General features: G+C 62.7%; 26 protein-coding genes. 6 read left to right on the forward strand and 20 right to left on the reverse strand.

Annotated features, from left to right (window positions below; all coding sequences use genetic code 11):
* The 6 genes from PJL15_RS18915 to PJL15_RS18940 form a co-directional block, all read right to left on the reverse strand.
* Positions 1-1,327, reverse strand: a 1,327-nt coding sequence (locus PJL15_RS18915; RefSeq protein WP_281452677.1) for an Hsp70 family protein, incomplete at its 3' end; no start/stop codon positions are given.
* A gap of 176 nt (positions 1,328-1,503) precedes the next feature.
* Positions 1,504-2,571, reverse strand: a complete 1,068-nt coding sequence (gene ccsB, locus PJL15_RS18920) for a c-type cytochrome biogenesis protein CcsB (protein WP_281452678.1) — start codon at positions 2,569-2,571, stop codon at positions 1,504-1,506.
* A complete protein-coding gene (gene resB / locus PJL15_RS18925; RefSeq protein ID WP_281452679.1) occupies positions 2,571-4,289 on the reverse strand; it encodes a cytochrome c biogenesis protein ResB in 1,719 nt (572 codons plus the stop codon). The genes ccsB and resB overlap by 1 nt, the downstream gene beginning before the upstream one ends.
* Complete coding sequence (locus PJL15_RS18930; protein WP_281452680.1) at positions 4,289-5,044, reverse strand: cytochrome c biogenesis CcdA family protein; 756 nt, start codon at positions 5,042-5,044, stop codon at positions 4,289-4,291. The genes resB and PJL15_RS18930 overlap by 1 nt, the downstream gene beginning before the upstream one ends.
* A 5-nt stretch (positions 5,045-5,049) precedes the next feature.
* A complete protein-coding gene (locus PJL15_RS18935; RefSeq protein ID WP_281452681.1) occupies positions 5,050-5,655 on the reverse strand; it encodes a TlpA family protein disulfide reductase in 606 nt (201 codons plus the stop codon).
* A 6-nt stretch (positions 5,656-5,661) separates the two neighbouring features.
* A complete protein-coding gene (locus tag PJL15_RS18940; protein WP_281452682.1) occupies positions 5,662-6,327 on the reverse strand; it encodes a histidine phosphatase family protein in 666 nt (221 codons plus the stop codon).
* Between the two features lie 209 nt (positions 6,328-6,536).
* Between PJL15_RS18940 and PJL15_RS18945 the strand changes: the two genes are divergently transcribed.
* The 3 genes from PJL15_RS18945 (at position 6,537) to PJL15_RS18955 (ending at position 9,019) form a co-directional block, all read left to right on the forward strand.
* Positions 6,537-7,088 carry a YceI family protein gene (locus tag PJL15_RS18945; protein ID WP_281452724.1) on the forward strand — a complete coding sequence of 184 codons (552 nt, stop codon included), beginning with the start codon at positions 6,537-6,539 and terminating at the stop codon, positions 7,086-7,088.
* A 181-nt stretch (positions 7,089-7,269) separates the two neighbouring features.
* Positions 7,270-7,968 carry a hypothetical protein gene (locus PJL15_RS18950; RefSeq protein ID WP_281452683.1) on the forward strand — a complete coding sequence of 233 codons (699 nt, stop codon included), beginning with the start codon at positions 7,270-7,272 and terminating at the stop codon, positions 7,966-7,968.
* 283 nt (positions 7,969-8,251) lie between these two features.
* Positions 8,252-9,019 (forward strand): hypothetical protein, encoded by a 768-nt coding sequence (locus PJL15_RS18955; RefSeq protein WP_281452684.1) that lies wholly within the window; start codon positions 8,252-8,254, stop codon positions 9,017-9,019.
* A 48-nt stretch (positions 9,020-9,067) separates the two neighbouring features.
* On the opposite strand, the gene PJL15_RS18960 is transcribed toward PJL15_RS18955, so the two are convergent.
* Positions 9,068-9,775, reverse strand: a complete 708-nt coding sequence (locus tag PJL15_RS18960) for a redox-sensing transcriptional repressor Rex (RefSeq protein ID WP_281452685.1) — start codon at positions 9,773-9,775, stop codon at positions 9,068-9,070.
* A 76-nt stretch (positions 9,776-9,851) separates the two neighbouring features.
* Positions 9,852-10,106: a glutaredoxin family protein gene (locus tag PJL15_RS18965; protein ID WP_281452686.1), complete on the reverse strand. Its 255-nt coding sequence runs from the start codon at positions 10,104-10,106 to the stop codon at positions 9,852-9,854.
* A 243-nt stretch (positions 10,107-10,349) separates the two neighbouring features.
* Between PJL15_RS18965 and PJL15_RS18970 the strand changes: the two genes are divergently transcribed.
* Positions 10,350-11,168: an HAD family hydrolase gene (locus tag PJL15_RS18970; RefSeq protein WP_281452687.1), complete on the forward strand. Its 819-nt coding sequence runs from the start codon at positions 10,350-10,352 to the stop codon at positions 11,166-11,168.
* A gap of 486 nt (positions 11,169-11,654) precedes the next feature.
* Positions 11,655-12,278 (forward strand): endonuclease domain-containing protein, encoded by a 624-nt coding sequence (locus PJL15_RS22655; RefSeq protein WP_348651498.1) that lies wholly within the window; start codon positions 11,655-11,657, stop codon positions 12,276-12,278.
* Positions 12,279-12,445: 167 nt separating this feature from the next.
* Here the strand turns inward: PJL15_RS22655 and PJL15_RS18980 are convergent, their stop codons facing one another.
* The 10 genes from PJL15_RS18980 to PJL15_RS19025 all read right to left on the reverse strand — a co-directional run bounded on the left by PJL15_RS18980 (position 12,446) and on the right by PJL15_RS19025 (position 21,157).
* Positions 12,446-12,544: a 30S ribosomal protein bS22 gene (locus PJL15_RS18980; RefSeq protein ID WP_003792170.1), complete on the reverse strand. Its 99-nt coding sequence runs from the start codon at positions 12,542-12,544 to the stop codon at positions 12,446-12,448.
* Between the two features lie 163 nt (positions 12,545-12,707).
* Positions 12,708-12,920: a helix-turn-helix domain-containing protein gene (locus PJL15_RS18985; RefSeq protein ID WP_017199160.1), complete on the reverse strand. Its 213-nt coding sequence runs from the start codon at positions 12,918-12,920 to the stop codon at positions 12,708-12,710.
* Between the two features lie 138 nt (positions 12,921-13,058).
* Positions 13,059-14,210: a 3-deoxy-7-phosphoheptulonate synthase gene (locus PJL15_RS18990; protein ID WP_281452689.1), complete on the reverse strand. Its 1,152-nt coding sequence runs from the start codon at positions 14,208-14,210 to the stop codon at positions 13,059-13,061.
* Between the two features lie 219 nt (positions 14,211-14,429).
* Positions 14,430-15,437, reverse strand: coding sequence for an acetylxylan esterase (locus tag PJL15_RS18995; RefSeq protein ID WP_281452690.1), 1,008 nt, complete (start codon positions 15,435-15,437; stop codon positions 14,430-14,432).
* A gap of 49 nt (positions 15,438-15,486) precedes the next feature.
* The gene (locus PJL15_RS19000) at positions 15,487-16,164 is read right to left on the reverse strand and encodes a DUF1961 family protein (protein ID WP_281452691.1); all 678 of its coding nucleotides are present in this window, start codon (positions 16,162-16,164) and stop codon (positions 15,487-15,489) included.
* Positions 16,161-16,829 (reverse strand): rhamnogalacturonan acetylesterase, encoded by a 669-nt coding sequence (locus PJL15_RS19005; protein ID WP_281452692.1) that lies wholly within the window; start codon positions 16,827-16,829, stop codon positions 16,161-16,163. The genes PJL15_RS19000 and PJL15_RS19005 overlap by 4 nt, the downstream gene beginning before the upstream one ends.
* A 28-nt stretch (positions 16,830-16,857) precedes the next feature.
* Positions 16,858-17,730 (reverse strand): carbohydrate ABC transporter permease, encoded by an 873-nt coding sequence (locus PJL15_RS19010; RefSeq protein WP_281452693.1) that lies wholly within the window; start codon positions 17,728-17,730, stop codon positions 16,858-16,860.
* Positions 17,730-18,704: an ABC transporter permease gene (locus PJL15_RS19015; RefSeq protein WP_281452694.1), complete on the reverse strand. Its 975-nt coding sequence runs from the start codon at positions 18,702-18,704 to the stop codon at positions 17,730-17,732. Before PJL15_RS19015 ends, PJL15_RS19010 begins: the two co-directional genes overlap by 1 nt.
* The gene (locus PJL15_RS19020) at positions 18,701-20,230 is read right to left on the reverse strand and encodes an extracellular solute-binding protein (protein WP_281452695.1); all 1,530 of its coding nucleotides are present in this window, start codon (positions 20,228-20,230) and stop codon (positions 18,701-18,703) included. The genes PJL15_RS19015 and PJL15_RS19020 overlap by 4 nt, the downstream gene beginning before the upstream one ends.
* 222 nt (positions 20,231-20,452) lie before the next feature.
* On the reverse strand, positions 20,453-21,157 hold the full coding sequence (locus tag PJL15_RS19025) for a YesL family protein (protein ID WP_281452696.1): 705 nt from the start codon (positions 21,155-21,157) through the stop codon (positions 20,453-20,455).
* Positions 21,158-21,495: 338 nt separating this feature from the next.
* Here PJL15_RS19025 and PJL15_RS19030 point away from each other — a divergent pair, with 338 nt between their 5' ends.
* Entirely contained in the window at positions 21,496-23,550 is a 2,055-nt protein-coding gene (locus PJL15_RS19030; protein WP_281452697.1) for a DUF6807 family protein, read from the forward strand.
* Here the strand turns inward: PJL15_RS19030 and PJL15_RS19035 are convergent.
* Positions 23,537-24,820 (reverse strand): MFS transporter, encoded by a 1,284-nt coding sequence (locus tag PJL15_RS19035; protein ID WP_281452698.1) that lies wholly within the window; start codon positions 24,818-24,820, stop codon positions 23,537-23,539. The two genes, PJL15_RS19030 and PJL15_RS19035, sit on opposite strands and share 14 nt — an antisense overlap.
* A 16-nt stretch (positions 24,821-24,836) precedes the next feature.
* Complete coding sequence (locus PJL15_RS19040) at positions 24,837-25,487, reverse strand: Poxvirus protein I5 (protein WP_432443842.1); 651 nt, start codon at positions 25,485-25,487, stop codon at positions 24,837-24,839.
* Positions 25,488-25,501 lie beyond the last annotated feature (14 nt).

Genomic DNA, 25,501 nt, shown 5'->3' on the forward strand with positions numbered 1-25,501 from the left:
CCGCGAGCCCATCAGCGGCGGCCGAGTCAACAGGGTATAAGAGACAGGTGGCAGCCGAGACCCCCGCGGCTGAAAGCCGCACACGGGAGCGGGGTGCATGGGCGGCCGCAGACCTCGCCGAAGCGACGTGGGGCCTTGAGGTGGCCAGGTGGGGCCGTGCAGCCGGCTCGGGAGTTTCCGGCACTGATGCCCCCGCCGCAACGGCAACACCGGCATCAACGGCATCCGCATCCATGGCTGCAGCATTCTCCGCGCCCAATCCCGCCAGTGCGGCACCCAGGCAGATCGAGGACTTGGGATCGGCGTCGACGGCGATCGGCCGGTCAAGTTCCACCGAAATCAGCTCAGCCACCAAGGGAATCCGTGACGAGCCACCAATCAGCAACACCGCGCTCAAGTCCCCAGGCTCAACATTGATCCCGCGCAGGCTCCGCTCCAGTGCATTCACGGTTTCCCGGATGGGCGCCTCGATCAGGGCCTCGAACTCCGAACGGACCAGCCGCAGTGTCCGCTGGGTTCCCGGCAGTGCGACGGCGATACTGGCCTCGCTGTCCATGGACAGGGCTTCCTTGGCTTCCCGGCATTCCCGCCGCAACCTCGACAACGCCGCCCTGCTCTCCGGGGCATCCGGATCGAGCCCGTCCAAGGCATCATCGAGGTGGCCCATCACGTGACGCAGGACGGCGGCGTCAAAATCGGCGCCGCCAAGTGTTTCTATGCCGTCCGGACGGCCCAGGAGTTCGAAAGTCCCGGCTCCCGCTTTGCGCAGCACCGCGGTATCAAAGGTGCCGCCACCGAGGTCGTACACGGCAATGGTGCTGCCGTCCTCCACCCGGGTTTGGGCGGCATAGTGCAGGGCAGCGGCCACTGGTTCGCTGATCAGGGTGACGTCCTGCAACCCGGCCATGTTCAGCGCGGCCAGGACCGTGGATGTTCGGTGTCCGCCCCAAGCGGCGGGATGGGTCATGATGATCGACGACGGCGAACCCCCCTCGCGCTCTTCGGCCCGGTCCACGACCCATCGGGCCATGGCTGCGTAGACGTCCTCCGGCGCCAGCCAGCTCCCGCCCACGGCAAGCGGAACGGAGTCACCAATGCGGCGTTTGAACTCCCTGACCATCCGGCCGGGATCATCCAGGCCCCGGCGCTCAGCGGCCTCCCCCACCAATATCCGGCCGTCATCTGCGTAGAAAAGCACAGAGGGCACAGCACTTCCGTGGAGCCCCAAAGGAAGGATTTCAGGCGTGGGTGCGGAGCTCCGGGAAGGCTTGATCAGAGCTGCGGCTGTGTAACTTGTCCCGACATCGATGGCGAGAACATAGCTCATGGGTACCTCGAAAGTTCACATGGCATGACGCAAGCGAGCGGCTTCACTGGCGGGTCCTGAACAAGTTAGCACCTGCCACGGACCGGCAAAAGACCTAATTGCTCAACCGAATTGTCAATTTCCGGAAGTCGCCATGACTGTTGAGGTAAAGCTCCTGCTCACGGCAGGAATGGGTCCTAGAGACCGGAGTAGGAATGCAGGCCGTTGAAAACCGTATTCACGAGTGTGAAGTTGATGATCACGCAGGCATAGCCAACGATCGACAACCAGGCTGCACGGGTTCCCGTCCATCCGCGCGTGGCACGGGCGTGCAGGTAGCCTGCGTAGACAACCCAGATCACGAAGGTCCAGACTTCCTTCGGGTCCCAGCCCCAGAAACGGCCCCAGGCCTTCTCCGCCCAGATGGCACCGAACATGAGCGTGAACGTCCAACCGATGAAGGCGATCGCGTTGATGCGGTAGGAGAGGTTTTCCAGGCTCAGCGCGTTCGGAACCACCCGCATGAAAGCAAGGTTGTCCTTGCGGCCGGCGGCCAGGTTCTTCTGCCGGTAGGACTGCAGCAGTTGCAGAACCGACATCGCGAAGGTCAGGGTGAACAAGGCAGATGACAGTACGGCAATGGAAACGTGGATGATCAGCCAGTAGCTTTGCAGCGCAGGAACCAAGTGGCCAACCGGGGTCCAGAAGGATACAGACGCGGCCACCAGCATGATGATCGCCAGGCCCAGCACGAACGTGCCCAGGAACCTCAGGTCGCGGCGGATCAGCGTAATCAGGAAGACGGCCACGGCAACGAAGGCGCCCGTGGTGAGGAACTCGTACATGTTGCCCCACGGCACGCGGCCGGCACCCAGCGCGCGGGTGACCACGCCGGCGCCGTGAATCAGCACGCCCAGGACGGTCAGCGCTACTGCAACACGGGCCGCGGCGCGGCGTTCACCGGCGTACTTCATGTCGCCTGCAGCGGTGCCACCCTCAACGGTGAGGCCCGACGTCGGGCGCTCGGCGCGGCCGGCCGGCCCACCGGCGTCGGGACCTGACAGCGCAGCTCCAACGCGACCGGCGGCGACAGCCACCTTCTCGCTGGTGGAACTGGCTGCGGCCTTGAGATCAACCGCCTGGAAAGTCTTGCTGCTCTTCGCCAGGTCCCAGGCAAAGGCGATGAACGCCACGGTGTACGTGCCGGCGGCCAACAGCATGAACAGCTCGCTGTACTGGCCCAGGGTTTCGTTGATGGCTGGCATTACTGGTCCTTCGAGGTTGAGGAAGAGACGGTTGGTGATGCGGGGGGTTCCGGTGATGACGGGGGTTCCGGGAGGTTCCATTCGCGGGTAAGGATCTCACGCAGTGCTGCTGCTTCGCCGGCCAGGCGGTGGTCCTCACCGCGTGCCAGCAGGCCGTACTCCACCATGGTGCGCCCGTCCTCATGGGTTCCGGTGCGGACCCAGACACGGCGCCGGTTGACGTACAGGGAAACCATGAGGCCGGCCACCGCCAGGAGGCCGAAAATGAGGGCGTAAAGCTGGCCCGGGTTGTGGTGGATGTCCACCCCGATGTACTTCTTGACGCTGTCGAAGGTAATGCTGCCCTTGCCTTCGGGCAGCGTGGCGGTCTGGCCCAAGCCCAGCACGATGCCGCCCGCTTCGAGCTTCCGCCCGTTCAGCTGGTTGAGGTTGCTGACGTCCAACTCGAAGACGTTTTGCGGCGTTCCCGCGTCCAGGCCCAGATCGCCGTAGTAGGAATCCAGGTTCAATTGCGGGTTGGCCAAAGCCGGGTCGGCGCTGAAGGAGATTCCTTGTTCCGACTCGAAGGCCGTGGGCAGGAAGAAGCCGTTGAAACCGAGCTGGTCTGGCTTGCCGTCCGGAACCTTGATGACCACCGAGGAGTAGTAATTGGCCCCCTGGACCTTCGCCGTGACGGGTCCTTGGAAGGCCACGTTGCCGGCACCGTCGCGGACAGTGACCACGGGTGCATAGCCGTTACCGGTGAGATACAGGCTGGTTCCGCCCAAGGAAATGGGGTCGTTGACCTTCAGCACTTCCTTCTGCTCGGGTGCGCCCGGGTTTTCCTTGGTAGTGACCTCGGCCGTGTAGTCGATTGGCTGGCCGGTCTTCTTGGGCGACTCCCGGTCGAACGTCGCTTGGAACTTGTCCAAACGGACCGAGTACGGCTGCAGCGAGCTGCTTTGGAAGTTGGTTCCCGGCGTGAATTGGTCGTAGCCCACCAGAGTGTTCACGAAGGTTTCGCCTTCCACCAGGATGCGCTGGCCGCTGTAGCCGAAGAGGCCGCCAATGGCCACGGACACCAGAACGCCGATCAGCGAGGTGTGGAAGACCAGGTTGCCTACTTCCTTCAGGAAGCCGCGCTCGGCACCCAAGGACGGCAGGGCGCCGTCGACGTCCCGTACTTCAACGCGGTAGCCGCGCTTCTTGAGCAGCCCGGCGGCATCGTTGATGGCTTTCGACGCCGGGATCCCGGCGTCGGCGGGCAGCGCGAGGGTGCCGTACTCGGGAAGGCGCGAAAGGCGCTTGGGGGTCCGCGGAGGCTGCGACTTCATGGCCTTGTAGTGCGCGATGGCGCGAGGGGTGACGCAGCCAATCAGGGAGATGAACAGCAGGATGTAGATGGCCGAGAACCAGGCCGACGAGTAGACGTCGAACATCTGAAGCGCGTCCAGGAACGGCCCGCTTGCAGGGTTGTTCTTGATCCACTCCGTGACGGTGACGGGGTTCGCGGCGCGCTGGGGAAACAGCGAACCCGGCACCGCACCCACAGCCAGCAGGAGCAGCAGGAACAGTGCGGTACGCATGCTGGTCAGCTGGGTCCATGCCCACCGGAGCATGCCTTTGAGGCCGAGGACGGGTACCGCAGCCTCGGACTTGGCCTGCTGGAGTTTTCCTTCCGCCGCATTGTTGCTCTCAGCGGATGGTGACTTCTTCTTGGCTTTCACGGACTCGCTCATCAGATTGGCAACTTCACGTCGTTTTGGAACCAGTACTGCAACTCGGTCACCCAATGGCCCCACACACCGGTGGCCATCAGGATGCCGAGCAAAATCAGGATGCCTCCGCCGATCCGCTGGATGGCCAGCCGGTGCTTGCGGAAGAACGTCATCACGCCCATGCCGCGGCGGACAGCCAAGGCGATCAGGAGGAACGGGATGCCCAGCCCAAGGCTGTAGATGAAAGCCAGGAGGGCGCCCTTTGCTGCAGAGGAACCACCGGAGAGGCTCAGCAACTGTACCGCGGAGTACGTCGGCCCAATGCAGGGTGCCCAGCCCAGCCCGAAAGTGAGCCCCAGAAGCGGTGCACCCCACAGGCCGGCCGGTGGCTTCGCGTGGATCTTGGCGTCACGCTGCAACCAGCCGAAACCGCCCATGAACACGACGCCCATAACGATCACCAGAACGCCCAGCAACTGCGTGATCCAAGCATTCTGCGGGCCGGTCAGGAGAGTTCCAAGCTGTCCGAAAGCACCGCCCAGGAGCACGAAGATCACCGAGAAACCGAGGACAAACAGCCCGATCCCCGCCAGCATGCGGCCGCGCCGCTGCTTTTGAAGGTCGACGCCGGTCAGTCCGGTCACGTAGCCGAGGTAGCCAGGGACCAGGGGCAGCACGCACGGCGACAGGAACGAGACCAGGCCGGCCAGCAAGGCAACCGGCACGGCCAGCAGCAAGGAACCGTTCAGGATCGTCTCGGCGAAAGGACTGTTCACGGCGACTACTCGGCCACGGCAGCGGTGATGAGGGCCTTCAAAGTGCCCTTCTCGATCTCGCCGAGCACGCGGGAGGCAACTTTGCCTGCCTTGTCCAGGACCAGCGTTGTGGGGACAGCGCCCGGCGGGACCATGCCGGACACGGACAGGAGCACGGACCCGTCCTTGTCGTTGAAGCTCGGGTAGGTGAGGTTGAAGGTCTTGTCGAAGGCTTCGGCGGTGGCTTTCTCGTCACGCAGGTTCACGCCAAAGAACTGGACGCCCTGGTCCTTGAATTCCTGGTGCAGCGCTTCGAGTTGCGGGGCTTCGATGCGGCACGGAGCACAGGCGGCAAACCAGAAATTCAGGACCGTGACCTTGCCTTGCAGGTCCTCGGGCTTGACTTCAGTGCCGTTGAAGAGCGTGCCCTTGATCGACACGGGCGCTGCGCGGTCGGCTTTGGCGAACTCCGTGACAGAGCCGTCGCCGGCAACATAGTTCTTGTTGTCGCCGGCTTTGGCCTGCTCAGCCAGGGAGTCTTTCTGCGCGCACGCGGAAAGGCCCATGGTCAGTCCGGCCAGAAGAACTCCACCGGCAGTCAAAACGCCACGACGTGAAAGGTTGTTGTCCATGTTTTCCTAAGCCCCCGGAGTGCTGGCCGCACCGGGAAGCAGGGCGGCAGCGGGTTCGCTGTACTCAACTCGTATGATCTTGCCGTCGTCATCGAGCGTCAGGGACGTGAGCGAGGTCAGGGTGCATTCGCGTTTGCGGGGATCGTGCGCCAGGCGTCGGCCCTCGGCAGTCAGGCGCGTGGACCAAATGGGAAGCTGGTGGCTGACCAGGATCGCTTCGGCGCCGTCCCCGCCCAATTCAATCGCCTTCAAGCGTGCATCTTCCACTGCGGCCAGGACGCGGGCAGCCTGCTCCTTGTAAGGCTCGCCCCAGGACGGGCGCAACGGATTCCGGAAGTAGAGCCAATGCTTGGGCTTCAGGAACTCGCTTTTGGTGGGATGGAGTCCCTGGAAGTGGTTCTCGGCTTCTATGATCCGGGGTTCGATGCTGATCTCAAGGTTCAGCGCTTCCGCCGTCGGCATGGCGGTTTCCTGCGCGCGGGTCAACGGCGAGGCAACAAGGTGCACGATCTTGGCACCCTCGCCAACACGGGCAACAAAGTGGTCGGCCAGCATTCGGGCCATCTCCCGGCCGCGTTCGGAGAGGTGGAATTCCGGCAGTCGACCGTAGAGGACGCCGTCGGGATTATGGACCTCGCCATGGCGAAGCAGATGGACAGTTGCTTGGGGCATGTTTACCAGTTTCTCAAAGAAGCGGGGCGATCCGAAATCTTCTACCGCAAGTAGAACTCAAAGTTTTCCCGAAATGTTCCGCGGAGTTGGAATAAAAGATGCATATGCATGTTTATACTAGACACGAAGCTCGGTTGACGCTTCAAGCAATTGGTTTCAGCCGGGCAAGCACGCAGTACCTTCCACTACATATAGGAGCAACAACCATGATGACCCTCCCCGCTTCCGTAACCACCGGCACCTGGACCCTCGACGCTTCCCACAGCGAAATCGGCTTCACCGTTCGCCACGCGGGCATCAGCAAGGTCCGCGGCCAGTTCAAGGATGCTGCAGCCACCCTCGAGGTCGGCGAAACCCTGACCGACTCCAAGGTCACCGCAACCATCCAGACCGCCAGCTTCGACTCCGGCGACGTCAACCGCGATGGCCACGTCAAGGGCGAAGACTTCTTCGACGTGGAGAAGTTCCCGGAGATCACCTTCGTGTCCCGCCACGTCAAGGCCAACGGCAACAGCTTCGACCTCGTGGGCGATCTCACCATCAAGGGCGTGACCAAGGAAGTCTCCATCGAGACCGAATTCAACGGCGTCGCAGTGGATCCGTTCGGCAACACCCGCGCGGGCGTCTCGGGCGAAACCACCATCAGCCGCAAGGAGTTCGGCCTTACCTGGAACGCAGTCCTCGAAGCCGGTGGCGTCCTGGTCAGCGACAAGGTAGTCATCAACCTGGAACTCGCGTTCATCGCTCCGGCCGCAGCCTGATTCCAGAACACCCCGAACGGCGTCCCTGTTCAGCTTCGTGCTGCAGGGGCGCCGTTTCGCATCCGGCCGTTTCGCATACGCAAGAGTCACCCGGCTATTGTTCGGCAAACACCCTGTATTTAGCTGCGAGTTAGCTCCGAATTTCCTATGCAACCTTCAACCTGCGGTCTACAGTGATGCCATGAGTACCCCAGATGAAGCACCCCAGCCACAGCAGCCCGGCGCCCAGCCACCGCAGCCAGGCAATGTTCCTCCTGCGGGCTACCAACCCCCCGCCGGCTATCAGCCTCCTGCCGGATACCAGCCACCCCAAGGCGGCACCGTTCCGCCCGGCGGTTACCAGGGGCAGCAGGGTTACCAGCCTCCCCCTGCCTACCAGCAGCCAGGGCAAGCAGCGTACACGGCGCCCACCGGCCCGAACCCCACACCGCCTGCAGGCTTGGGCTACAACGCCCCGCCGCGGAACGTTTTCGGTCTGGACTTCAGCAACATAACGCAGAGGTTCCGGGACACCACCGGCGTTCCGAAGACACTCACCACTTCCTACTGGCTTTGGGTCGCTGCAGCGGCCCTGGGCGTCATCGCCAACTTCGCCAACATCTTCATTTACCGCGACATCTTCGGGGCGCTGGCCATCGGGACGGGGATCTTCAACTTCGTCTTCAGCCTGGTGATAGCCGCCGTCTACGTGTTCATCGCCATCCGCCTCAAAGAGGGAGCGCGCTGGGCCCGGTTGGTTCTGTCGATTTTGGGCGGATTCGCGGTTCTCTCGTTGCTCTTCCTCCTGATTACGCTCAACCTGTCATTGCTCAGTTCAGCTGCGGCAGTTGCGGCCGCAATCATGATGTGGCTCCCCGAATCACAAAAGCACTTCGTATAGGCAGGTCCTGAACCCAGGCAGGCAGGTCCTGAACCCAGGCAGTTCCTGAACCGAGTCCCTTCCTGAACCGAAGGCCGTGGCCGATCCCCCAAGGATTCCCACGGCCTTCATCATGTAGAAGTACGCCAACATGATGATTTTCCCTGCCCACTTGAATTTCCTGCGCGTGGTATGCAGTGGCGCCGGACGCTGGGGGTACGGTGGAATCAGAACCACGCTGGGGGCAGGGTCACTTTGCTGATCCCGGCGGCCGTACCTGCAGTCGAACAAGCAAAGGAATGCCATGAGCAACCCTCCATACCCGCCGTCGAACCCGGGCGACCCCAACCAGCCCGAGCAGCCGGGCGCCCAGCCCGCATCGCCCCAGTATGGCCAGCAGTCCCAGCCGCCCGCGGCACCGCAATACGGCCAACAGTCCCAGCCTCCCGCGGCACCGCAATACGGCCAGCAGTCCCAGCCACCGGCAGCGCCGCAGTACGGGCAGCCCGCGGCGCCCCAGTACGGCCAGCCGGCAGCACCCCAGTACGGCCAACCCGGTGCCTCGCCCTACGGCCAGGCTCCCCAGTACGGTCAGGACACCAACTGGCCGAGCCAGCAGCCCGGTCCGTCCACGGTCCCCCAGATGGTCAATACCGCCTTCTGGTTGATCGTCGGTGCAGGAGCCGTCTGGCTGATCTCCATCATCATCTCCATGGCAGCGGTCAACGATCCCTCCTTCAGGAGCATGTTCGAGGACCAACTGTCGGCCGGCGGCGCTGATGTCCGCTTCGAGGACGTTCAGGGCTTCATTGTGGGCGTCATGGTGGCACTGGGCGTCATCGGCGCCGGCTTGTATGCGCTGGTTGCCATCAACGTCCGCAAGGGCCGCAACTGGGCACGCATCCTTGGTACAGTCCTCGCTGCCCTGTCGATCTTCGCCCTGGTGCCGCTGAGCCTGGCGTCGCTTTCAGCCTTGCTCGGTATCGTGGCGATCGTCCTGTTGTACCTGCCGGCGTCGGCTCCGTACTTCCGGAAGACTCCGCAGTTCGGCAACCCGTACCAGGGCCGCTAAGCGGTAGGCTTCCTACACACCACCAAGGGGCGCGGACTCCGGCAAAGGCTAAACAGCCTGGCCCGGTGTCTGTGCCCTTTGTGCGTGGTAGGCCAGAATCTGGAGTTCGGTGGCCATGTCCACTTTTCGCAGATTCACGTGCGGCGGGACCTGCAGGAGCACTGGCGCGAAGCTCAGGATGCTCCTGATTCCGGCTGCGATCACACGGTCACATACCGCCTGCGCCACGGTAGCCGGAAGCGCGAGCACCACCATGTTTGTATGTGTTCGTTCAAGGACCCGCTCAAGTTCGGCTGAATCGCTGACGCGCAGCCAACCTACCTCATTGCCGATCACCATGGGGTCGGCGTCGAAGATGGCCACGACGTCGAAACCTCGGGACTCAAAGCCGCCGTACCGGGCGAGGGCCTTGCCAAGGTTACCGGCACCCACAATTGCCACTTTCCAGTCATGGGTCAGGCCCAGGGCGGCGGCAATGTGGCGGCTCAGATATTGGACCTCATACCCGACGCCCCGAGTTCCGTAAGAGCCGACGTAGGAAAGGTCCTTGCGGAGAGTCGAGGAACTAACGCCTGATGCTTCGGCCAGCGCTTCGGAGGAGACGCGCTCCACTCCTTCGGCCAGAAGCGAGTTCAGCGCACGCAAATAGAGGGTCATCCGGGCCACAGCCGCGGGCGGGATCTGCTTGGCGGCAGGTTCGTTGTCCCCGGATATAGCTTCCGCGGACGGTTCCAGCGCAGTCACGGTATTCTCCATTGCGTCGCTTTGTTGTTCCACTCTATGACCCCCGGCCGGACTCAACAAAAGCCACTACATACAGGCAACTCCACGCTCAGCCCGCCAAGGCTTTCTTCAAGGTGCGGGTCAGCCGGTCCTCGTCAATCTTCCAAAAATCGCGCTGAACACCGTTCACCAGGACCACCGGAATCTCTTCCGCGTAGCGTTCCTGAAGTTGGGGGTCGCCGTCGATTGCCTGCTCGGTCCAGGTGATTCCAAGGTTCGCTGTAACGCGCTCGACGGCGGCGCGAGCCGCCGTGCAGAGGTGGCAGTCAGCTTTGGTGAGGAGAACGACGTCGGGAATAGCCATGTGATTAAAGGTAACCGCCCGCGATCCCCCTCCAGCAACCATCTCTCACATCCCACCCCCTCCAGCCGGACCCTCACTCACATCCCACCCCCTCCCGCCGGACCCTCACTCACATCCCACCCCCTCCCGCCGGACCCTCACTCACATCCCACCCCCTCCAACAACCATCTCTCACATCCCACCCCCGGGGGCATTCCCGTGCGCCCTCAACGCGGGGTACCGGCAATTGACTAGACTCAAGGCATGCCCGAGGAGAAGAACGCCGCTGTGGCCGGAGCTGCCGAAGCGCAGAAGCACACCGGTGAAGCTGCTTTCTTCGACGTCGACAACACCTTGATGAAGGGCGCGAGCCTCTTCCACGTGGCACGTAAAATGTACGAACGCAAAGCCTTCACTTTGCCGCAGGCGGCCGGTTTCGCCTGGAAACAGTTCAAGTTTGTGATGCGTGGCGAAAATATGGAGGACGTCCACGCCGTTCGCGACTCTGCCCTGACTCTGGCCGCCGGCATCACCGTTGATGACATCAAAGCCTTGGGCGAAGAGGTCTACGACGAAATGATCGAGTCCCGCATCTGGCCTGGTACCAAAGCCCTGGCCGAGCAGCACCTGAGAGTTGGCCGCAAGGTTTGGCTGGTAACGGCGACGCCCATCGAGGTCGCGACAGTAATTTCCACACGGCTTGGCCTGACCGGCGCTTTGGGCACAGTCGGCGAGGTACATGAAGGCATGTATACGGGGAAGCTAGTCGGCGATATTTTGCACGGACCCGCCAAGGCAGTTGCGGTCCAGTTGGTCGCCGAACGCGAGGGACTTGATCTGGACCACTGCTGGGCATACAGCGATTCCGCAAACGACATTCCGCTTTTGACCATGGTGGGGCATCCCGTGGTCATAAATCCTGATGCCAAGCTGCGACGGCATGCCCGCGACCACAACTGGCCTGTGTATGACTTTCGCTCCGGTCGCCGGGCAGCAACTCTCGGCCTCAAAGCCGCCACTGTCGGTGGGGCGATTTACGGTCTGTGGCGCGGCTTCTCACGCTTCCGCGGCCCCCGCCTCTAACCCTCCATCACATCCCACCCCTTTCCCACCATCCCTGTCTCACAAATCCGCCCTTTCCGGGGATCCCTACCGCAAATGATGAGCCGCATCTCCCGGCCCTGTGGATAACTTCTGCGCCGATGGGCAGTGGTGGGAAACAATGCCGGTATGCAGAAACCGTCACCCCTTCCCGTTGCCCTGGCCTCCGTTCCTTTCACACTCGAGGAAGCCGCAACCGCCGGGCTGAAACAGAGGCAACTTTCCAAACGAATCAGCATCGAGAACGTCAGCAGGGGTATACACCGACCTGTTGCCTGGGCCTTTGACTTAACGGAGGCTGCCCGCACTCTTTCGGCCGCAACCCCGGGCGCGTGGATATCCCACGTGACTGCAGCCAGGTTGCACGGGCTCTACCTGCCTCCGTGGCTCGCGGACTCAAACGAATTGCACCTGAGCAAGCCACGGAGGCTTCCCTCGGTCCGACGCCGCGGCATAACCGGACACACTGTGACTGTCAAAGATGATGAGGTTGAGTTCACCAACGGTATGTGGATCAGTACCCGGGCAAGGACCTGGTTGGACTTGGCGAGGCAATTGCCGTTGAAGGATCTGGTGTGTGTTGGTGACCAAATCATCCGCATCCCCAGACCCGAGTTCGAAAACCGGGACAGGCCTTTCGGTTCCATCGGAGAACTCCAGGCAATGGTTGAACAGCACAAGAACCTTCAGGGTGTTGTCCGAGCACGCGATGCCCTGGATTTAATGCGCGTAGGCTCAGACTCCGTTCCGGAATCGCTGCTGCGCCTGGCCATGGTGGACGCCGGCATATCGGAGCCCGATCTTCAGGTGCGGCTCCGTCCGGACGATCCGTTCTCGCCTTCGGCGGACCTCGGCCTTCGCGAGCGCAGGCTCGCTATTCAGTACGACGGCGGCCATCACCTTGAACAGGAACAGATGTTTAGGGATCGACGCCGTGACAAGGCCTTTGAATCGGCAGGCTGGACGGTTCTCGTCTTCAGTCAGGAGGACTTGGCGGACGGCTTTGCCCGTGCAATAGGACGAATCAAGCAGGCGCTAAGGAATGCTTGGATCGATCCCGCTATAGGTTCGGGGTTTGCGGCAGGCCGGTGAGAGAGGAACCCACCCAACAGGCGCACACCTGAGAGAGGAACCCACCCAAGGGGCGCACACCTGAGAGAGGAACCCACCCAAGGGGCGCACACCTGAGAGAGCGTCGGGGATGCAAAAATGCCCGCCACCTCGAAAGGCAACGGGCATTCACGCTTGATGAAGTATCTCTACTTCTTATTGCGGCGCTGGTGGCGGGTCTTGCGAAGCAGCTTGCGGTGCTTCTTCTTGGCCATACGCTTGCGGCGCTTCTTAATAACTGAACCCACGAAAGTTCCTTACAAACTAGAAGTTCCTGTCTGTTGGAACACATCCGCGGAAGCAGACAGTACAACTGACAGATTCTTACATTGACGTAAAACGTTCCTTAACAGAGTACCGCTTCAAAGGGGTACCCCATGACCACGGTCCGCTGAACGGACCCCGGCAGCCTCAGGCCGTCTCGGATTGTCCGTCAACCACAGCACCTTTGAGGTACTGGGCCACGGCTTCCTCCGGCACCCTGAAAGAACGGCCAAACCGGACGGCCGGCATTTCTCCTGAGTGGACCAGGCGGTACACGGTCATTTTGGAAACACGCAGGACGTCGGCCACTTCAGCCACCGTCATGAAACGCGCATTCGAGAAGTTAGTCTCCGCGGACATTTCCCATATTCCTTTGCTCTCAGCCGACTAGGACACCCCCAGGAACGGTGTGACGATGCTGAGCCATCAAACAACCATGTGCTAGATACTCTAGAGGCTGATGGGGCCAATGTGAAAGCTTTTCGGTGAAGTGGGATGCTACTCCCCCAACGCAGCTCCCGAGACGGCCCGACGCTTCCGGGCGGACGCAGCCAACTGCTCCAAGACCGACGCCGTGACATCCCATTCCATGCAGGCGTCGGTGACACTCTGGCCGTAGACGAGCTCCTGCTCACCGGACAACTGTTTGGTAACGTCCAGGTTCTGCGCCCCACCGACCAGGAAGCTCTCCAGCATCACACCGGCGACGGGAGAGGAAGCGCCGGCTTCGAGTTGAGCTCCGATTTCCAAGGCAACCTCAGCCTGGCGGTGGTGGCTCTTGCCGCTGTTGGCGTGGCTGGCATCCACGATCAGTCGCGGGTTGAGGCCCTTGGCTGCGAGCTTGGCGGACGCAGATGCAACATCGGCGGCGGAGTAGTTCGGACCCTTGCGCCCGCCCCGGAGAATGACGTGGGTGTCAGGGTTTCCCGACGTCGCAACCAGAGCTGCGCGGCCGTCGTCGTCGATTCCCAGGAAGGCTTGCTCCGCGGCAGAGGCGCCGCAAGCGTCGATCGCCACCTGGAGGTCGCCGTCCGTGCCGTTCTTGAACCCGATGGGCATGGACAGTCCGGAGGCGAGCTGGCGGTGGATCTGGCTTTCCGTGGTCCGGGCGCCGATCGCACCCCACGAGACGAGGTCGGCCATGTACTGCGGGCTGATCGGCTCAAGGAACTCCGTGGCGGTGGGCAGCCCCAGGGCAGTGACCTGCTTCAGGAAGCCACGGGCTGCGCGGAGGCCCGCGGCGATGTCGTGGCTGCCGTCCAAGTGGGGATCGTTGATGAGGCCCTTCCAACCGACAGTGGTGCGCGGCTTCTCGAAGTACGTCCGCATGACCACCAGCAGGTCCTCCTTGTGCTTCTCCGCCTGGCTGACCAACCTGCGGGCGTACTCAAGCCCGGCCTTGGGGTCGTGGATGGAGCAGGGACCAACGATCACCAGCAGGCGGTCGTCCACACCGTCCATGATGGCGCGGACCTGGTCGCGGCCGCGGTCGACGACGGCAGCCGAGCGGGCGTCCAGCGGCAGCTCAGCGATGAGGTCCTGGGGTGCCGGAAGCGGCTCGAAGCGGGCCACCCGCAAGTTGGAGGTAGCGGGCTGGGTGGGATCGCTGGATTCGAGCGATTCGGTGGATTCTGCGGCGATGCTGGTCATTTTTGGGTCCTGTCCGGGATACGGAGCGGGCCCCTTTTCAGAACCCGCCGGATATGGCGAAGGGCAGAGAATGATCTCTGCCCTGTTGGCTCTGAAGGAAAGTTGGATGCGTGTCAGTTAGACGCGGGCCCCTCCAGAGCCAACGAAAAATACGCATACCAACGGTTTGTCATAGCCACACCATAACCGGACAAACTCAAACCCGGCAAATTGCGTCCATCATGATGACAAAAGTTTGCGCAGGAACTGCAACTGCTTGATCCAGTGGTGTTCCTGGCCGCCTTCGTGGTTGTTGAAGCGGTACACCTCGATGTCCTTTTCCGGCGAGCCTGCAGAAAGCCCGTAGTTGTTGTAGCTCGCGAAGACCGTGGACGGCGGGCAGATATCGTCCATCTGGGCTGCGGAGAACAGTGCGGGAACGGTGGCCCGACGGCCCAGGTGGACGCCGTCGAAGTAGTTCAGGACGGCCAGCATCGGCTCGTAGCGGTCCCTGTGCCTGCCCAGGAAGGAAGCGATCTCCGGATACGGGCCGCGCGGGGTGATGTCGATCGCGCGGGGGAAGTCCTGCAGGAAGGGGACGTCGGGCAGTGCGGCGATGACGCCGTCGAGCCTTCCGGCCGTCAGCCCGGCGGCCGCAACGGTGATGCCGCCGCCTTGGCTCACGCCGGTGAGCACCACTGCGGAAGGGTCGACGGCGGGATGGCTCTGTGCCGCTTCAACCGCACGGAAAGCGTCCACGTAGACCCGCCGGAAATAGTAGTTGTCCTGATGGTCGGCGCCGCGCGTCATGAGTCCGGCATAGTTCACCTCGCCCGCCGAGGGGTGTGGATCCGGGGTGTCGCCGGAGACCCCGCCGTAGCCCTGGCCGCGGGTGTCCATGATGAAGTGCGCGTAGCCGGCCTGCGCCCAGCGTGTGTTCTGGTTGACCAGCCCGCGCCCGCCCGAGTAGCCAATGTATTCCACCACCACAGGAAGCCGCGTACCCGGCTCGAGGTGCGCCGGAAGGTGAAGCCAGCCCTTGATCCGGTCTCCCCCGAACCCTGAGAACGTCACATCGAAGGAGTCGATCACTGCCAGGTAGTTGTCCACGGGCTCGAAGACTGCGTCCAGCGGCAAGGCCCGGGCCTCGTTGATGGTGCGGTCCCAGAAGTCGTCAAAGTCGGCCGGCGCCACGGCACTGGAGGCGTAGTCGCGAAGTTGATCGAGGGGAAGGTCAAAGAGAGGCATGGGGACATCCTACGTCATGGTGTTGTGCGCCTTGTCACAGGCTCTGGAGCTAGAGCTTTTCGATCCGAAGGTCGCGGTAGGCGGCCTTCAGCGGGGCCATCTGGCGGATCCCGAAGTAGCCGCCGCCCAAGGGATCCGGCCCGGGGTCCGTCCAGGAGAACAAAGGTAATTCATTGATGGAGAAGGCCACCCGCGGCCCATCCTTGATGACTTCCATCCGGTAGAGGCCCTCAGCATCATCGGCCGGCGGAAGCGGGTCCGCACCCTGGGCCACGAGTTCAAAGCCCGCACTCTTGCGCAGGTTGCAGGTCCGGAACGCACGTTCTGAGGCGTACTTGTGCCGGAGGTACGAAATGTGGAGGGCATCCATGTCTCCGGAGTGATACTGCGGATAGAAGCCGGTCCGGGGCGACAAGGACGAAGAAAACAAGTCCTCTCCCCCATGGCCCCGCGCCGCGAAGAACACCATGGCCAGACCGGGCTCTTCCAAGGGCCGGAAGTCCCAGCTGATGCGGACATGGTCGGGTAGCAGCTCCGGGCACCACAGTGTCCAATGGGCGTGGTCCCCGTGCTCCTCCGCGTCGAGGGAGCCCGACAGGACCAGCGCGGTGGCTCCGTCGGCCGCCCGCCCCGGCCCGCCGTCGTCGTGGGTTCCGAACTGAACCGGCCCCTCAGCGATCCAGGACGCCACATCCGACGGGCCCCGCAGGGGGTTGGAATAGATCAAGCGCGTGCCCCCGTGGTGAGGGCGCCAAGGCCATACCCCAACGCTTCCAATTGCCCGGCCACGTACGCGGCGATCCGTCGTGCGCCGTTCTCATGAAAATGCGTGTTGTCCTCCAACCCTCCGGCCCAGTGAGCGTGCTCGCCCGGGGCGAAGTGGAAGAACAGCTCCTTGGACCCTTCCTCGCCCAGTTCCAGGTAAAGTTCCCGCGTCCAGCGGTTGAGGTCCAGGACGTCCAGGCCGAGCTCGGCGCCCAGTTCACGCACGACGGCGGGAAACTCACCGAGACTGTGCTCCAGTTGGCCCGCCAGGAAGAGCCGGCGTTCCACGGAGGTACACAGGATGGGGATCCCGCCCTTGGCACGAACCTCGACCACCATCCGGCGAAGGTTCTCCGCGTAGCCGGTTCGGGCCGCGAGGTGTTCACGCTTCTGGTCGTTATGGCCGAACTGGAGGAGCACAACATCGCCCTGCACCGTCTGCTGGAGCAGTTGCTGCCAGAGGCCTTCTTCCCTGAACGATTCGGTGGTGGCACCGCCCTTGGCGTAATTGTGGACGGCACCCCACCGATAGGTTTGTGGCGCAAGGTGGGGGCCCCATCCGCTCATCGGATACTCGTAGCTGGGGCAGGCAGCCACAGTGGAGTCGCCCGCGAGGAGGATCTTCATGGTTGTCCTTTCATCGAGACAGCAGCGCCTAGCCCTTGACCGATCCGATCAGCATGCCCTTGGCGAAATGCTTCTGGAGGAACGGGTAGAAGATCAGGATCGGGAGGGTGGCAACCACGATCACCGCGAATTTGATCCCCTGTTCCGGTGGAATATATGACGGGTCCACGTTGCCCGTGCCCAGGAGGTCGGACGCGGCGGTGACCTGGCGGAGGTACATCTGCAAGGTCCACATGTTGTTGTCGCTGAGGTAGAGCAACGGGGACATGAAGTCGTTCCAGATACCAACGGCGTAGAACAGCGCAAAAGTGGCCAGTACCGGTTTGGACAGCGGCAGCAGGATCCGCCACAGGATCCCGATTTCCGTGGCGCCGTCCATCTTGGCGGACTCCTCCAGCTCGGCAGGAAGCTCCTGGAAGAAGTTCTTGATGATGATGAGGCTGAACGGATTGATGGCCGCGGGAAGGATCAAGGCCCAGTAGGTGTTCAGCAAGCCCAGGTCCTTGACCAGGAGGAACGTGGGAATCATGCCGCCGGAGAACACCATGGCGAACACCACCAGGGACATGATCAGCTTCCGGCCCCGGAGGTTCTTCTTGGCCAGCGGGTAGGCCATGGTCACGGTCAGTACCAACTGGATCAGCGTACCCACCAAGGTCACCAGGACCGTGGTGACCAAGGCCCGGATAAACGCGGGCGTGGAGAAAATGTACTCATACGCCGAAAGGGTGAACTGCTCCGGCCAGACGAAGAAGGCACGCCGGGTGATCTCGGCCTCGTTGGCGAACGAGCCTGCGATCACGTAGATGAACGGCAGCAGCGTAATGATCCCGATGAGGCTCAGGAAGACGTAGTTGGCGGCGTCGAAGATCCGGCCGCCACGCGTGTTGTGAATCTTCATTAGAACAGTCCGCTCTGGTTGAACCGCTTGGACAGCCAGTTGGTGCCGAAGATCAGCACGATTCCCACCAAGGACTTGAAAAGCCCGACGGCGGTGCTGTAGCTGTAGGCGCCTTGGGTGATGCCCACAAAGTAGACGTAGGTATCAAAGACGTCGGCCACGGAGCGGTTGAGTGCGTTGGTCATGAGGTAGATCTGCTCGAAGCCTGTGTTGAGCATCTGCCCGATGGCCAGGATGAGCATCACGATGATGGTGGAACGGATGCCGGGCAGGGTGATGTGCCAGACACGGCGGAACCTGCCGGCGCCGTCGATGATCGCGGCCTCATATTGATCCTGGTCCACTGTGGCCAGCGCGGCGAGGAAGATGATGGTTCCCCAGCCGGTGTTCTTCCAGATTTCCTGGAGCACGATCAGGGGCCTGAACCAGTTGGGATCGGACAGGATGTCCACGTTGGTCCCGAAGAGCAAGTTAACGAACTGGAAGAGCGGGCCGATGTCCAGGGCGAAAAGCAGGAAGCTCAACGAGGCCACGATGGTCCACGACAGGAAGTGCGGGATATATACGAGTGTCTGGACCGTGCGCTTGAGCACGGAGAGCCGGACCTCATTGAGCAGCAACGCCAGCACGATGGTCAACGGGAACGCGATCCCCAGGTTCAGGAACGCCAGGATCAGGGTGTTGCCCAGCAAGCGCGGGAAGTCGGGGTTGGCGAAGAAGTCCGTGAAGTTCGTGAACCCTACCCAGGGGCTGCCATTGACGCCAAGGAACGGCACGTAGTCCTTGAAGGCGATGGACACCCCGTACATTGGCCCGTACCGGAAGATCGCGAAGTACAGGACTCCGGGCAGAAGCAGGAGATACAGCCACTTGTAGTGGGCAAAGTGGACTGCGAATCCGCGCCGCCGCGCCGGGGCGGGCGGCTTGCTTGCCGCCCTCCCCGGGGCTTTGGCTTCTACGACCGGCGCTGTCACTTCTTGTTTTCCTGCCAGAGCTTGTTGATTTCTTCCTTGACCTTGTCACCGCCGCTGGTGTTCCACAGCTTGATGGCGTCCTTCAGGCCCTGTTCGTCGAGCTGGCCGGCAAGGTACTTGATGCGTGCGTCGGCCACGATGTTGTCCAGTTGCGCGCCTTTGGCAACGTAGGTGGGTGAGACGAAAGCCGCGGCGGGGTTGTAGACGGCGCTCTTGAGGTCTTCGGCCATGATGGCGGTCCGATCGTCGAACACTTTCTGCTCGTACTCGGAGGCCTGCTTGACCGGGTAGAAATTGTTGCCTGTGACGTTGGTGCCCAGTTGGGCAAAGCTCTTGATATCGGTGTTGACCGTTTTGCCTTCAGGGGTTTCGGGTTTGATGGTTGCGGCCAGGCCGTCCTCCACCGTGAAGTTCACGCCCTCGATGCCGTTGTTCAAAAGTATCGCTGCGTCCTTGCTGTTCAACTTGTCCAGGAAGCTGAGCACGTTCTTCAGATCGGCTTCGGTTTTAACGCTGGCTTTGGGAATGGCCAGGAAGCCGGAGTAACCGTCCGTGGGGTGGGCGTGCAGTTCGCCGTCGGGGCCCTTCAGGCTGCCAACGAAGCCCACCTTATTCTGGAAGTCATTGGGGTTGGCCTGCTTGAACAGGTTGATGAGGACGCTGACGCGGGAATCGACGTCGATGATCATTCCGCCCTTGCCGTTAAAGAAGGGTTCATTCCACTTGGTGCTGTCGTACGTGGCGAAATCCGGGTTGATGAGCTTTTCATCCACCATTTTCTTGATGAAGCGGTCGGCTTCCAGGAATTCGTCGGTCTCGAAGCTGGGAACGAGCTTGCCGTCGCGCTCGGTCCACCTGTTTCCGGCCCCGTACCAGGTCTCGATCATGTCGTACGGGCTGTTGGTGCCCAGCGCGCCCCACTTGGGGATGGTGATGCCGTAGGTATCGTTCTGGCCGTTGCCGTCCGGGTCCTGCTCAGTGAACGCCTTTGCAACCTTGTAGAGGTCCTCAACGGTTTCGGGCGCTTTCAGGCCCAGTTTGTCCAGCCAGTCCTGGCGGAACATGACCGCGGCGCGGATCGGATTGCGGCCACGGTAGACGCCGTACACTTTGCCGTTGATGCTGGCGTTCTGTTGGACTTCCGGAAACGTGGTCTTGAGGTTCGGGTAATCCTTCAGCTTGTCCGTCAGGTCCCAGAAGGCGCCGGCTTCCGCGTTCTTGACGAAGCCGGGCGTTTTGCCTTGGACCACCAGGACATGCGGGATATCCGAGGAAGCGAGGGTGATGTTCATTTTGTCTTCGTAGGACGCGTTGGGCGTCCACGTGATGTTGATGTCCTTGCCGGTGACCTCTTCGAGCTTCTTTTGCACAGCACCGTCGGCCGTTGGCGGCTGCGCTTCCAGGAAGGGCGCCATGATTTTGACGGAGGAAAGGTCCGACGCCGGTGCTTCGCCACCGCAGGCGGTCAGCGCCAAGGCAGCAGAAACGACGACGGCGGCGGCCAGCGTGTGTTTTGTACGGATCATTTTCTTACCTGCTCCACTTCTTCGGGGTTGTTAGGGTTCGACGCATTGGCCTCAGGCACTCCGGGAAACCTTTTGAGGGTCCAGAGGTGTTGGCCGTCAGCATCTTGATACGTTTCATTAGTGCTCGTGGTTGATGCACTGCGGATAGGTTCAACATGCCCCTGGACGTCCAGGGGGCGATGGAGGACATGGGGGCTTGCCGCCCGTCGGATGGGATCGGCGTCAGACAAGGCTCGCCTCCTTCGACCCGGCAGTGGGGCTGTTGGCGCCGACACCCGGCGCACGCCCGGCTTGGACGGCGGGTTCGGATTCGGCCATCGCTTGGTCATTGGCGGTGAAGAAACGGTCGCACAGCCAGCCGGTCAGGTAGAGCCAAGCGCCAACGCCGAAGAACGGAATGAGCCCGGGGACGGAGCGGCACACAAACACGGCGGCCGCGGTGACGAACAGGAGGATGACCGTGCCGGCGAGATGGCGCACGGCAAAGCGGGAAGACATCAGGAAATACTGGGGAACGGTGAGTTCATAGCGGGCGAACATGGGGAAGAGGTAGCAGATCGTCCCCGCGGCGAACAAGGTGGCAAGCAGGATACCGGCAGAGGCGATTTGCGAACCCAAGTCCCAACCGCTGGAGAAATAGGCCCAGTTCAGGGTGAGCGCCGCACCTACCACCAACACCGGAAGCCCCAGGGCATTGCCCCTTCCGAAGTTCTTGAAGTACTCCCCGGCAAACCGCTTAAGTAGTGGCGCGGCATCCCCGCGGACTCTTGCGCGCACCAGGACGTGGGCGGCAACGGTGCTCGGCCCCACCCCGAAGACGACTCCTCCCAAAAAGGTGAACACCAACCACAGAACATTCAGGCAGGCAATCCACACCAGGGTGTCGAAGAACGTATATGCCCGGGCGCCAAATCCAGCAGGCGTCATTGTCAGCTCCCTTCTCCATCGTTGCAGAACAGGCCCGGCCAGGTTGGCGGTGGCAATTGGCGATAAGCCGCGAACAACCGCCATTGCCAATAAGTCGGGAGCGGCCCGAGCGGGCCACGTCACATAGCAAGCGCTTTCCCGACAACTTAGACCGGCATGGATGCGGGAGTCAAGGACATTTCTTGAATCGTTACATTTCGCGGTTCCGGGCGTTACACTAGATGAGACCATCAATCGGAAAGCGCTTGCCGGGTGTAGCCTGAGCCAGCCGGAAGACCAAGTACCGACTTCGACGACGACGTCACACGCCCTCGTTGCAGCGCCAGCAAAGGAGAGCCATGGAAACCCACTCCATAGAGCCCGTGATCAGTTCGATGACCGGGCGGACCGCCTCCGGAACCTCCACTGCACGTGCCAGGATCGCGCTGGTTGGAGTCCATGGATTCGGCACCCACCACCTGCACAACCTCGAGCGGCTCTCTGCCGAGGGCCAAGTGGAACTGGTAGCGGTGGCAGACCCTAATCCGCCCGGGTCCGGGTCATTGCCGGAGACAACGGCAGTCCACGGCACCTTGGACGAGCTGCTCGCGGCAGGCCACCGCCCGGACATCATCATTGTGGCAACGCCCATCCAAACCCATGCGCCGCTGGCGTTGTCTGTGCTGGCCTCCCAGGCTCACCTCTATCTTGAGAAACCTCCCGTGGCCTCCATGGCGGATTTCCTGCGCCTCCAGGAGGCAGCCACCCTGTCCGGCCGCAGTGTCCAGGTGGGTTTCCAGAGCCTTGGCTCACATGCGGTGGCCGCCCTGGAAAAGCTTGTCGCAGGCGAATCCTCGGCTCAGCTCCCAAGTATCGGCACGTTGAAGGGCATCTCGGCTACCGGGCAATGGGTCCGGGATCGCGCCTATTACAAACGCTCGCGCTGGGCCGGAAAGCGCAGCCTGGACGGTGTGGACGTGGTGGATGGCGTGGCCACGAACCCGCTTGCCCACGCGATCGCAACGGCCTTGCGCCTCGCCGGAGCGCGCGAAACCCATGACCTGGCTTCGGTGGAAACAGACCTGTACCGGGCGAACGACATCGAAGCTGACGATACCTCAGTGATACGCCTGCGGACTGCCGGCGGATTGCCGATCACCTGCGCGCTCACCCTTTGCGCGGCCGAGTCGGTGGAGCCCTATGTCACGTTGCACGGCACTGAAGGCACGGCCGTTTTCCACTACACGGAGGACCGCGTTTCGGTCACCACTGAGGCCGGAGAAATCACCAAGGTCTTTGGGCGGGATGACCTGACGGAAAACCTGATCCAGCACCTGGCCAACGGCGCCCCACTGATCAGTCCGCTCCACCACAGTGGGGCGTTCATGCGGGTGGTTGAAGCCATCCGCACCGCAGAACCGCCCCAGCCGATCTCCCCTGATGACGTGGAATGGGTGGGAACAGGCGAAGCAGCGCATGCCGTGATCCCGGGCATCCGGGACGCCCTGGAACGGGCAACCCGGGCCCACGCCACTTTTGCAGAGCTGGGACTGCCCTGGGCTCGACGCACCGCGACCGACCCACTGTTCCTCCCCGGCCCGGCCCATACGGTACTCCGGGCACAAACGGTACTGCAGAACGGTAGCCGCCTGGAATCGGAGCTTTCGCCCAGGCCGTACCTCCACCCGGTAAGCACGCCTGCAGGAACCGTGGTGACAGACCACCTTCCTTCAGACCACGCCTGGCACCTCGGCGCTGGTTTCGCGCTGCAGGACGTCAACGGCAGCAACTTCTGGGGAGGCCGCAGCTACCGAAGGAGCGCCGGAAAGTACGTCGACCTCCAAGACCATGGACGGATCGAAATCGGCGGCGTGACGCGGGAAGAGAACCGCACCGCGTTGGACTTGGACTGGTTCGGTGCCGACGGCAGCTTGCTCATGACCGAACACCGTACTTTCGAACGCGCCGTGATCAGCCCCCGCACGTGGCGCCTGGACATCCAAACCCGGCTCACCGCCGTCGTCGATGTCTCTTTGGGCAGCCCGGGCTCGCACGGTGCCACCGGCAGCGGCTATGGCGGTTTCTTCTGGCGGCTACCGGCCAACGCCTCACCCCGCGTCTTTTCCTCCACAGCCGAGGGCGAGGCAGCGGTGCACGGCTCGGTTTCTCCGTGGCTGGCATGGATGGGAGAGTTCGACGCCGGTCCCGCCACTTTGGTGTTCGCCGCACCTGCGGAGTCGGCGGACCCATGGTTTGTCAGGTGCGGCGGCTATCCGGCAGTTGGCTCGGCACTGGCGTGGGAACAGGCCGTGGACCTTGCCGCCGCTGAGTCAGTGACCCGAACCAACGCCGTCTGGATCAGTGATGGAACCCTTGATGTGGAGGCGGTCGAGGAATTGGTCACGGGGCGTTGACCCGCCCGATCCGCCACATCAGCAACCCAATGACCCCCGCGGACGCCATGCCCAAGGCGCCAGTGACCACCAGCCCGGTCCTGACACCGAAATCCTCGGTGAGCCACCCTGCGAGCAGCCCTCCCAGCGCGTGGCCGCCAAGGAGCAGCGGGAAGTAGAGGGCCAGGACCCTCCCCCGGACATGCGTGCCGGCCTCAAGCTGGACCGCCGTGGCCGCGCTGGTCAGGAACACCAGGGTCATGAAACCCACCACCAAGAGCATCACAACAAACGACTCCTGGGTGGGCATCACTGCGGCAAGCAATTGCGTCAGCCCGAAAAGACCGGCACTGGCTACGATCCCCTTCCGGCCAAAACGCTTCAGGCGGGTGGCCACCAGCGCTCCGGCCAGCGCTCCCAACGCGCTGACGGTGTTGAACAGGCCGAAACCGGCCGGACCGCTGTGCCAGACCCTGTCGGCAAAGGCGGCCAGCACCACGGGACCATTCATGCCGAAAGCACCCAACAAACCCGCCAGGAGCATGGTCAGCAGGAGCCGTGGCCTGGCCCGGACAAAGTGGAACCCGGCCAGTACCCGCCCTTTTCGGGCCGTTGGGTCCTGGGTTTCCGGTGGTTGATGAAGTTCACTGGGCTTGATGACGGCGATCATCACCAGTACGGCCACGCCAAGGAAGGCATTGGCTGCGAAAGCGGCGGCAGGTCCGGCTTTGGCAATAACGACGCCCGCCAGGGCAGGCCCGGCCATGGCACCCAATTGGCCGATCGCACTGTTCAGCCCGATGGCCGCTGGCAGCCCTGCATCGCCAACCACCTCGTTGACGAAGACCTGCCGGGCAGGACCGTCAATGGCGCTGGTGATTCCCAGCGCGATGCACGAGGCATAGACAACCCAGACATCGCTGCCACCCATCGCATTCCAAACGGCGAGCCCGGCAGCCAGTACCACGGCCACGGATTGGCAGGCCACCAGGATACGGCGTTTGGGAAAGAGGTCCACCAGGAAGCCACTGACCGGTCCCACCACCAGCATGGGCAGGAACTGCAGTGCTACCGCCAATCCAACAGCGGCCGGGCTTCCCGTGAGCTGGAGGACCAGCCAGTCCTGGGCGAGCCGCTGCATCCACACGCCCCCGCTTCCCACCAGGGAGAGGACCACAAAAATCCGGTAATTGTGGTGCCGCAACGGGTAGTGCCAGGTTTCGGGGGAACCGGAGCGCCGGGCTTGGAAGTTGGTGGAGGTGGTTCGTCGTGTAAAGGGGCGCGACAGCACGGAAGTTCTGCTCGATTCAGCGGTGGGAGCGGATTTTGATGGCTGCGGCGGCCAGGATCAGGGTTCCCGGAACAATGACGAACAGTGCTTGCAGCATCCAAACGAACACCACGGCCATGATCACGGCGGCCAGAAGGAGCAATGAGCCGCTCCGGTCGCGTACGGCATCATTCTTCGCGTCGGCATACGCTGCGGCCCAGCGCTGGCGGTCGGGTACCTGCGCGTCCGGCTGGTCGGCATCCCCGGACCATGCCACCTGCCCGCTCCAATTGGCGGTGATGCGCAGGAAGAACACAGCCCCGGCGGCAGCCAGGATGATGGTGGCCGGCAGGATCGCCGCCCGGCCCGGCAGTTGACCCACCAAAGCGAGCAGCAGGTTCAGGACAACCACGACGGCGGCCACCGCCGTCGTGATTCCCAGCTTCCAGCTGCCGGGAAGCGCACGGCGGAAATTCCCCCACATGCTGCGAAGCGAATCATCCCTGCCACTGAGGTGCCTTTCCAGGTGCGCGACGCCGGCCGCGTAGGCAGCCGGCGCCGTCACCAGGGGGATGGAAAGGAGGAGGACGATGACTCCGGCCAGGATGGTTTCGGAGAACAGCGCAAAGCGGTTGACCGGAAGCCCGGGCTTCGCCTGAGACGTGCCGGTGGTGTCCATGGTGCTCATTTCCTGTAGCTCCC

This window comes from Paenarthrobacter nitroguajacolicus, from assembly GCF_029952445.1.
Classification (GTDB): Bacteria; Actinomycetota; Actinomycetes; order Actinomycetales; family Micrococcaceae; genus Arthrobacter; species Arthrobacter nitroguajacolicus_B.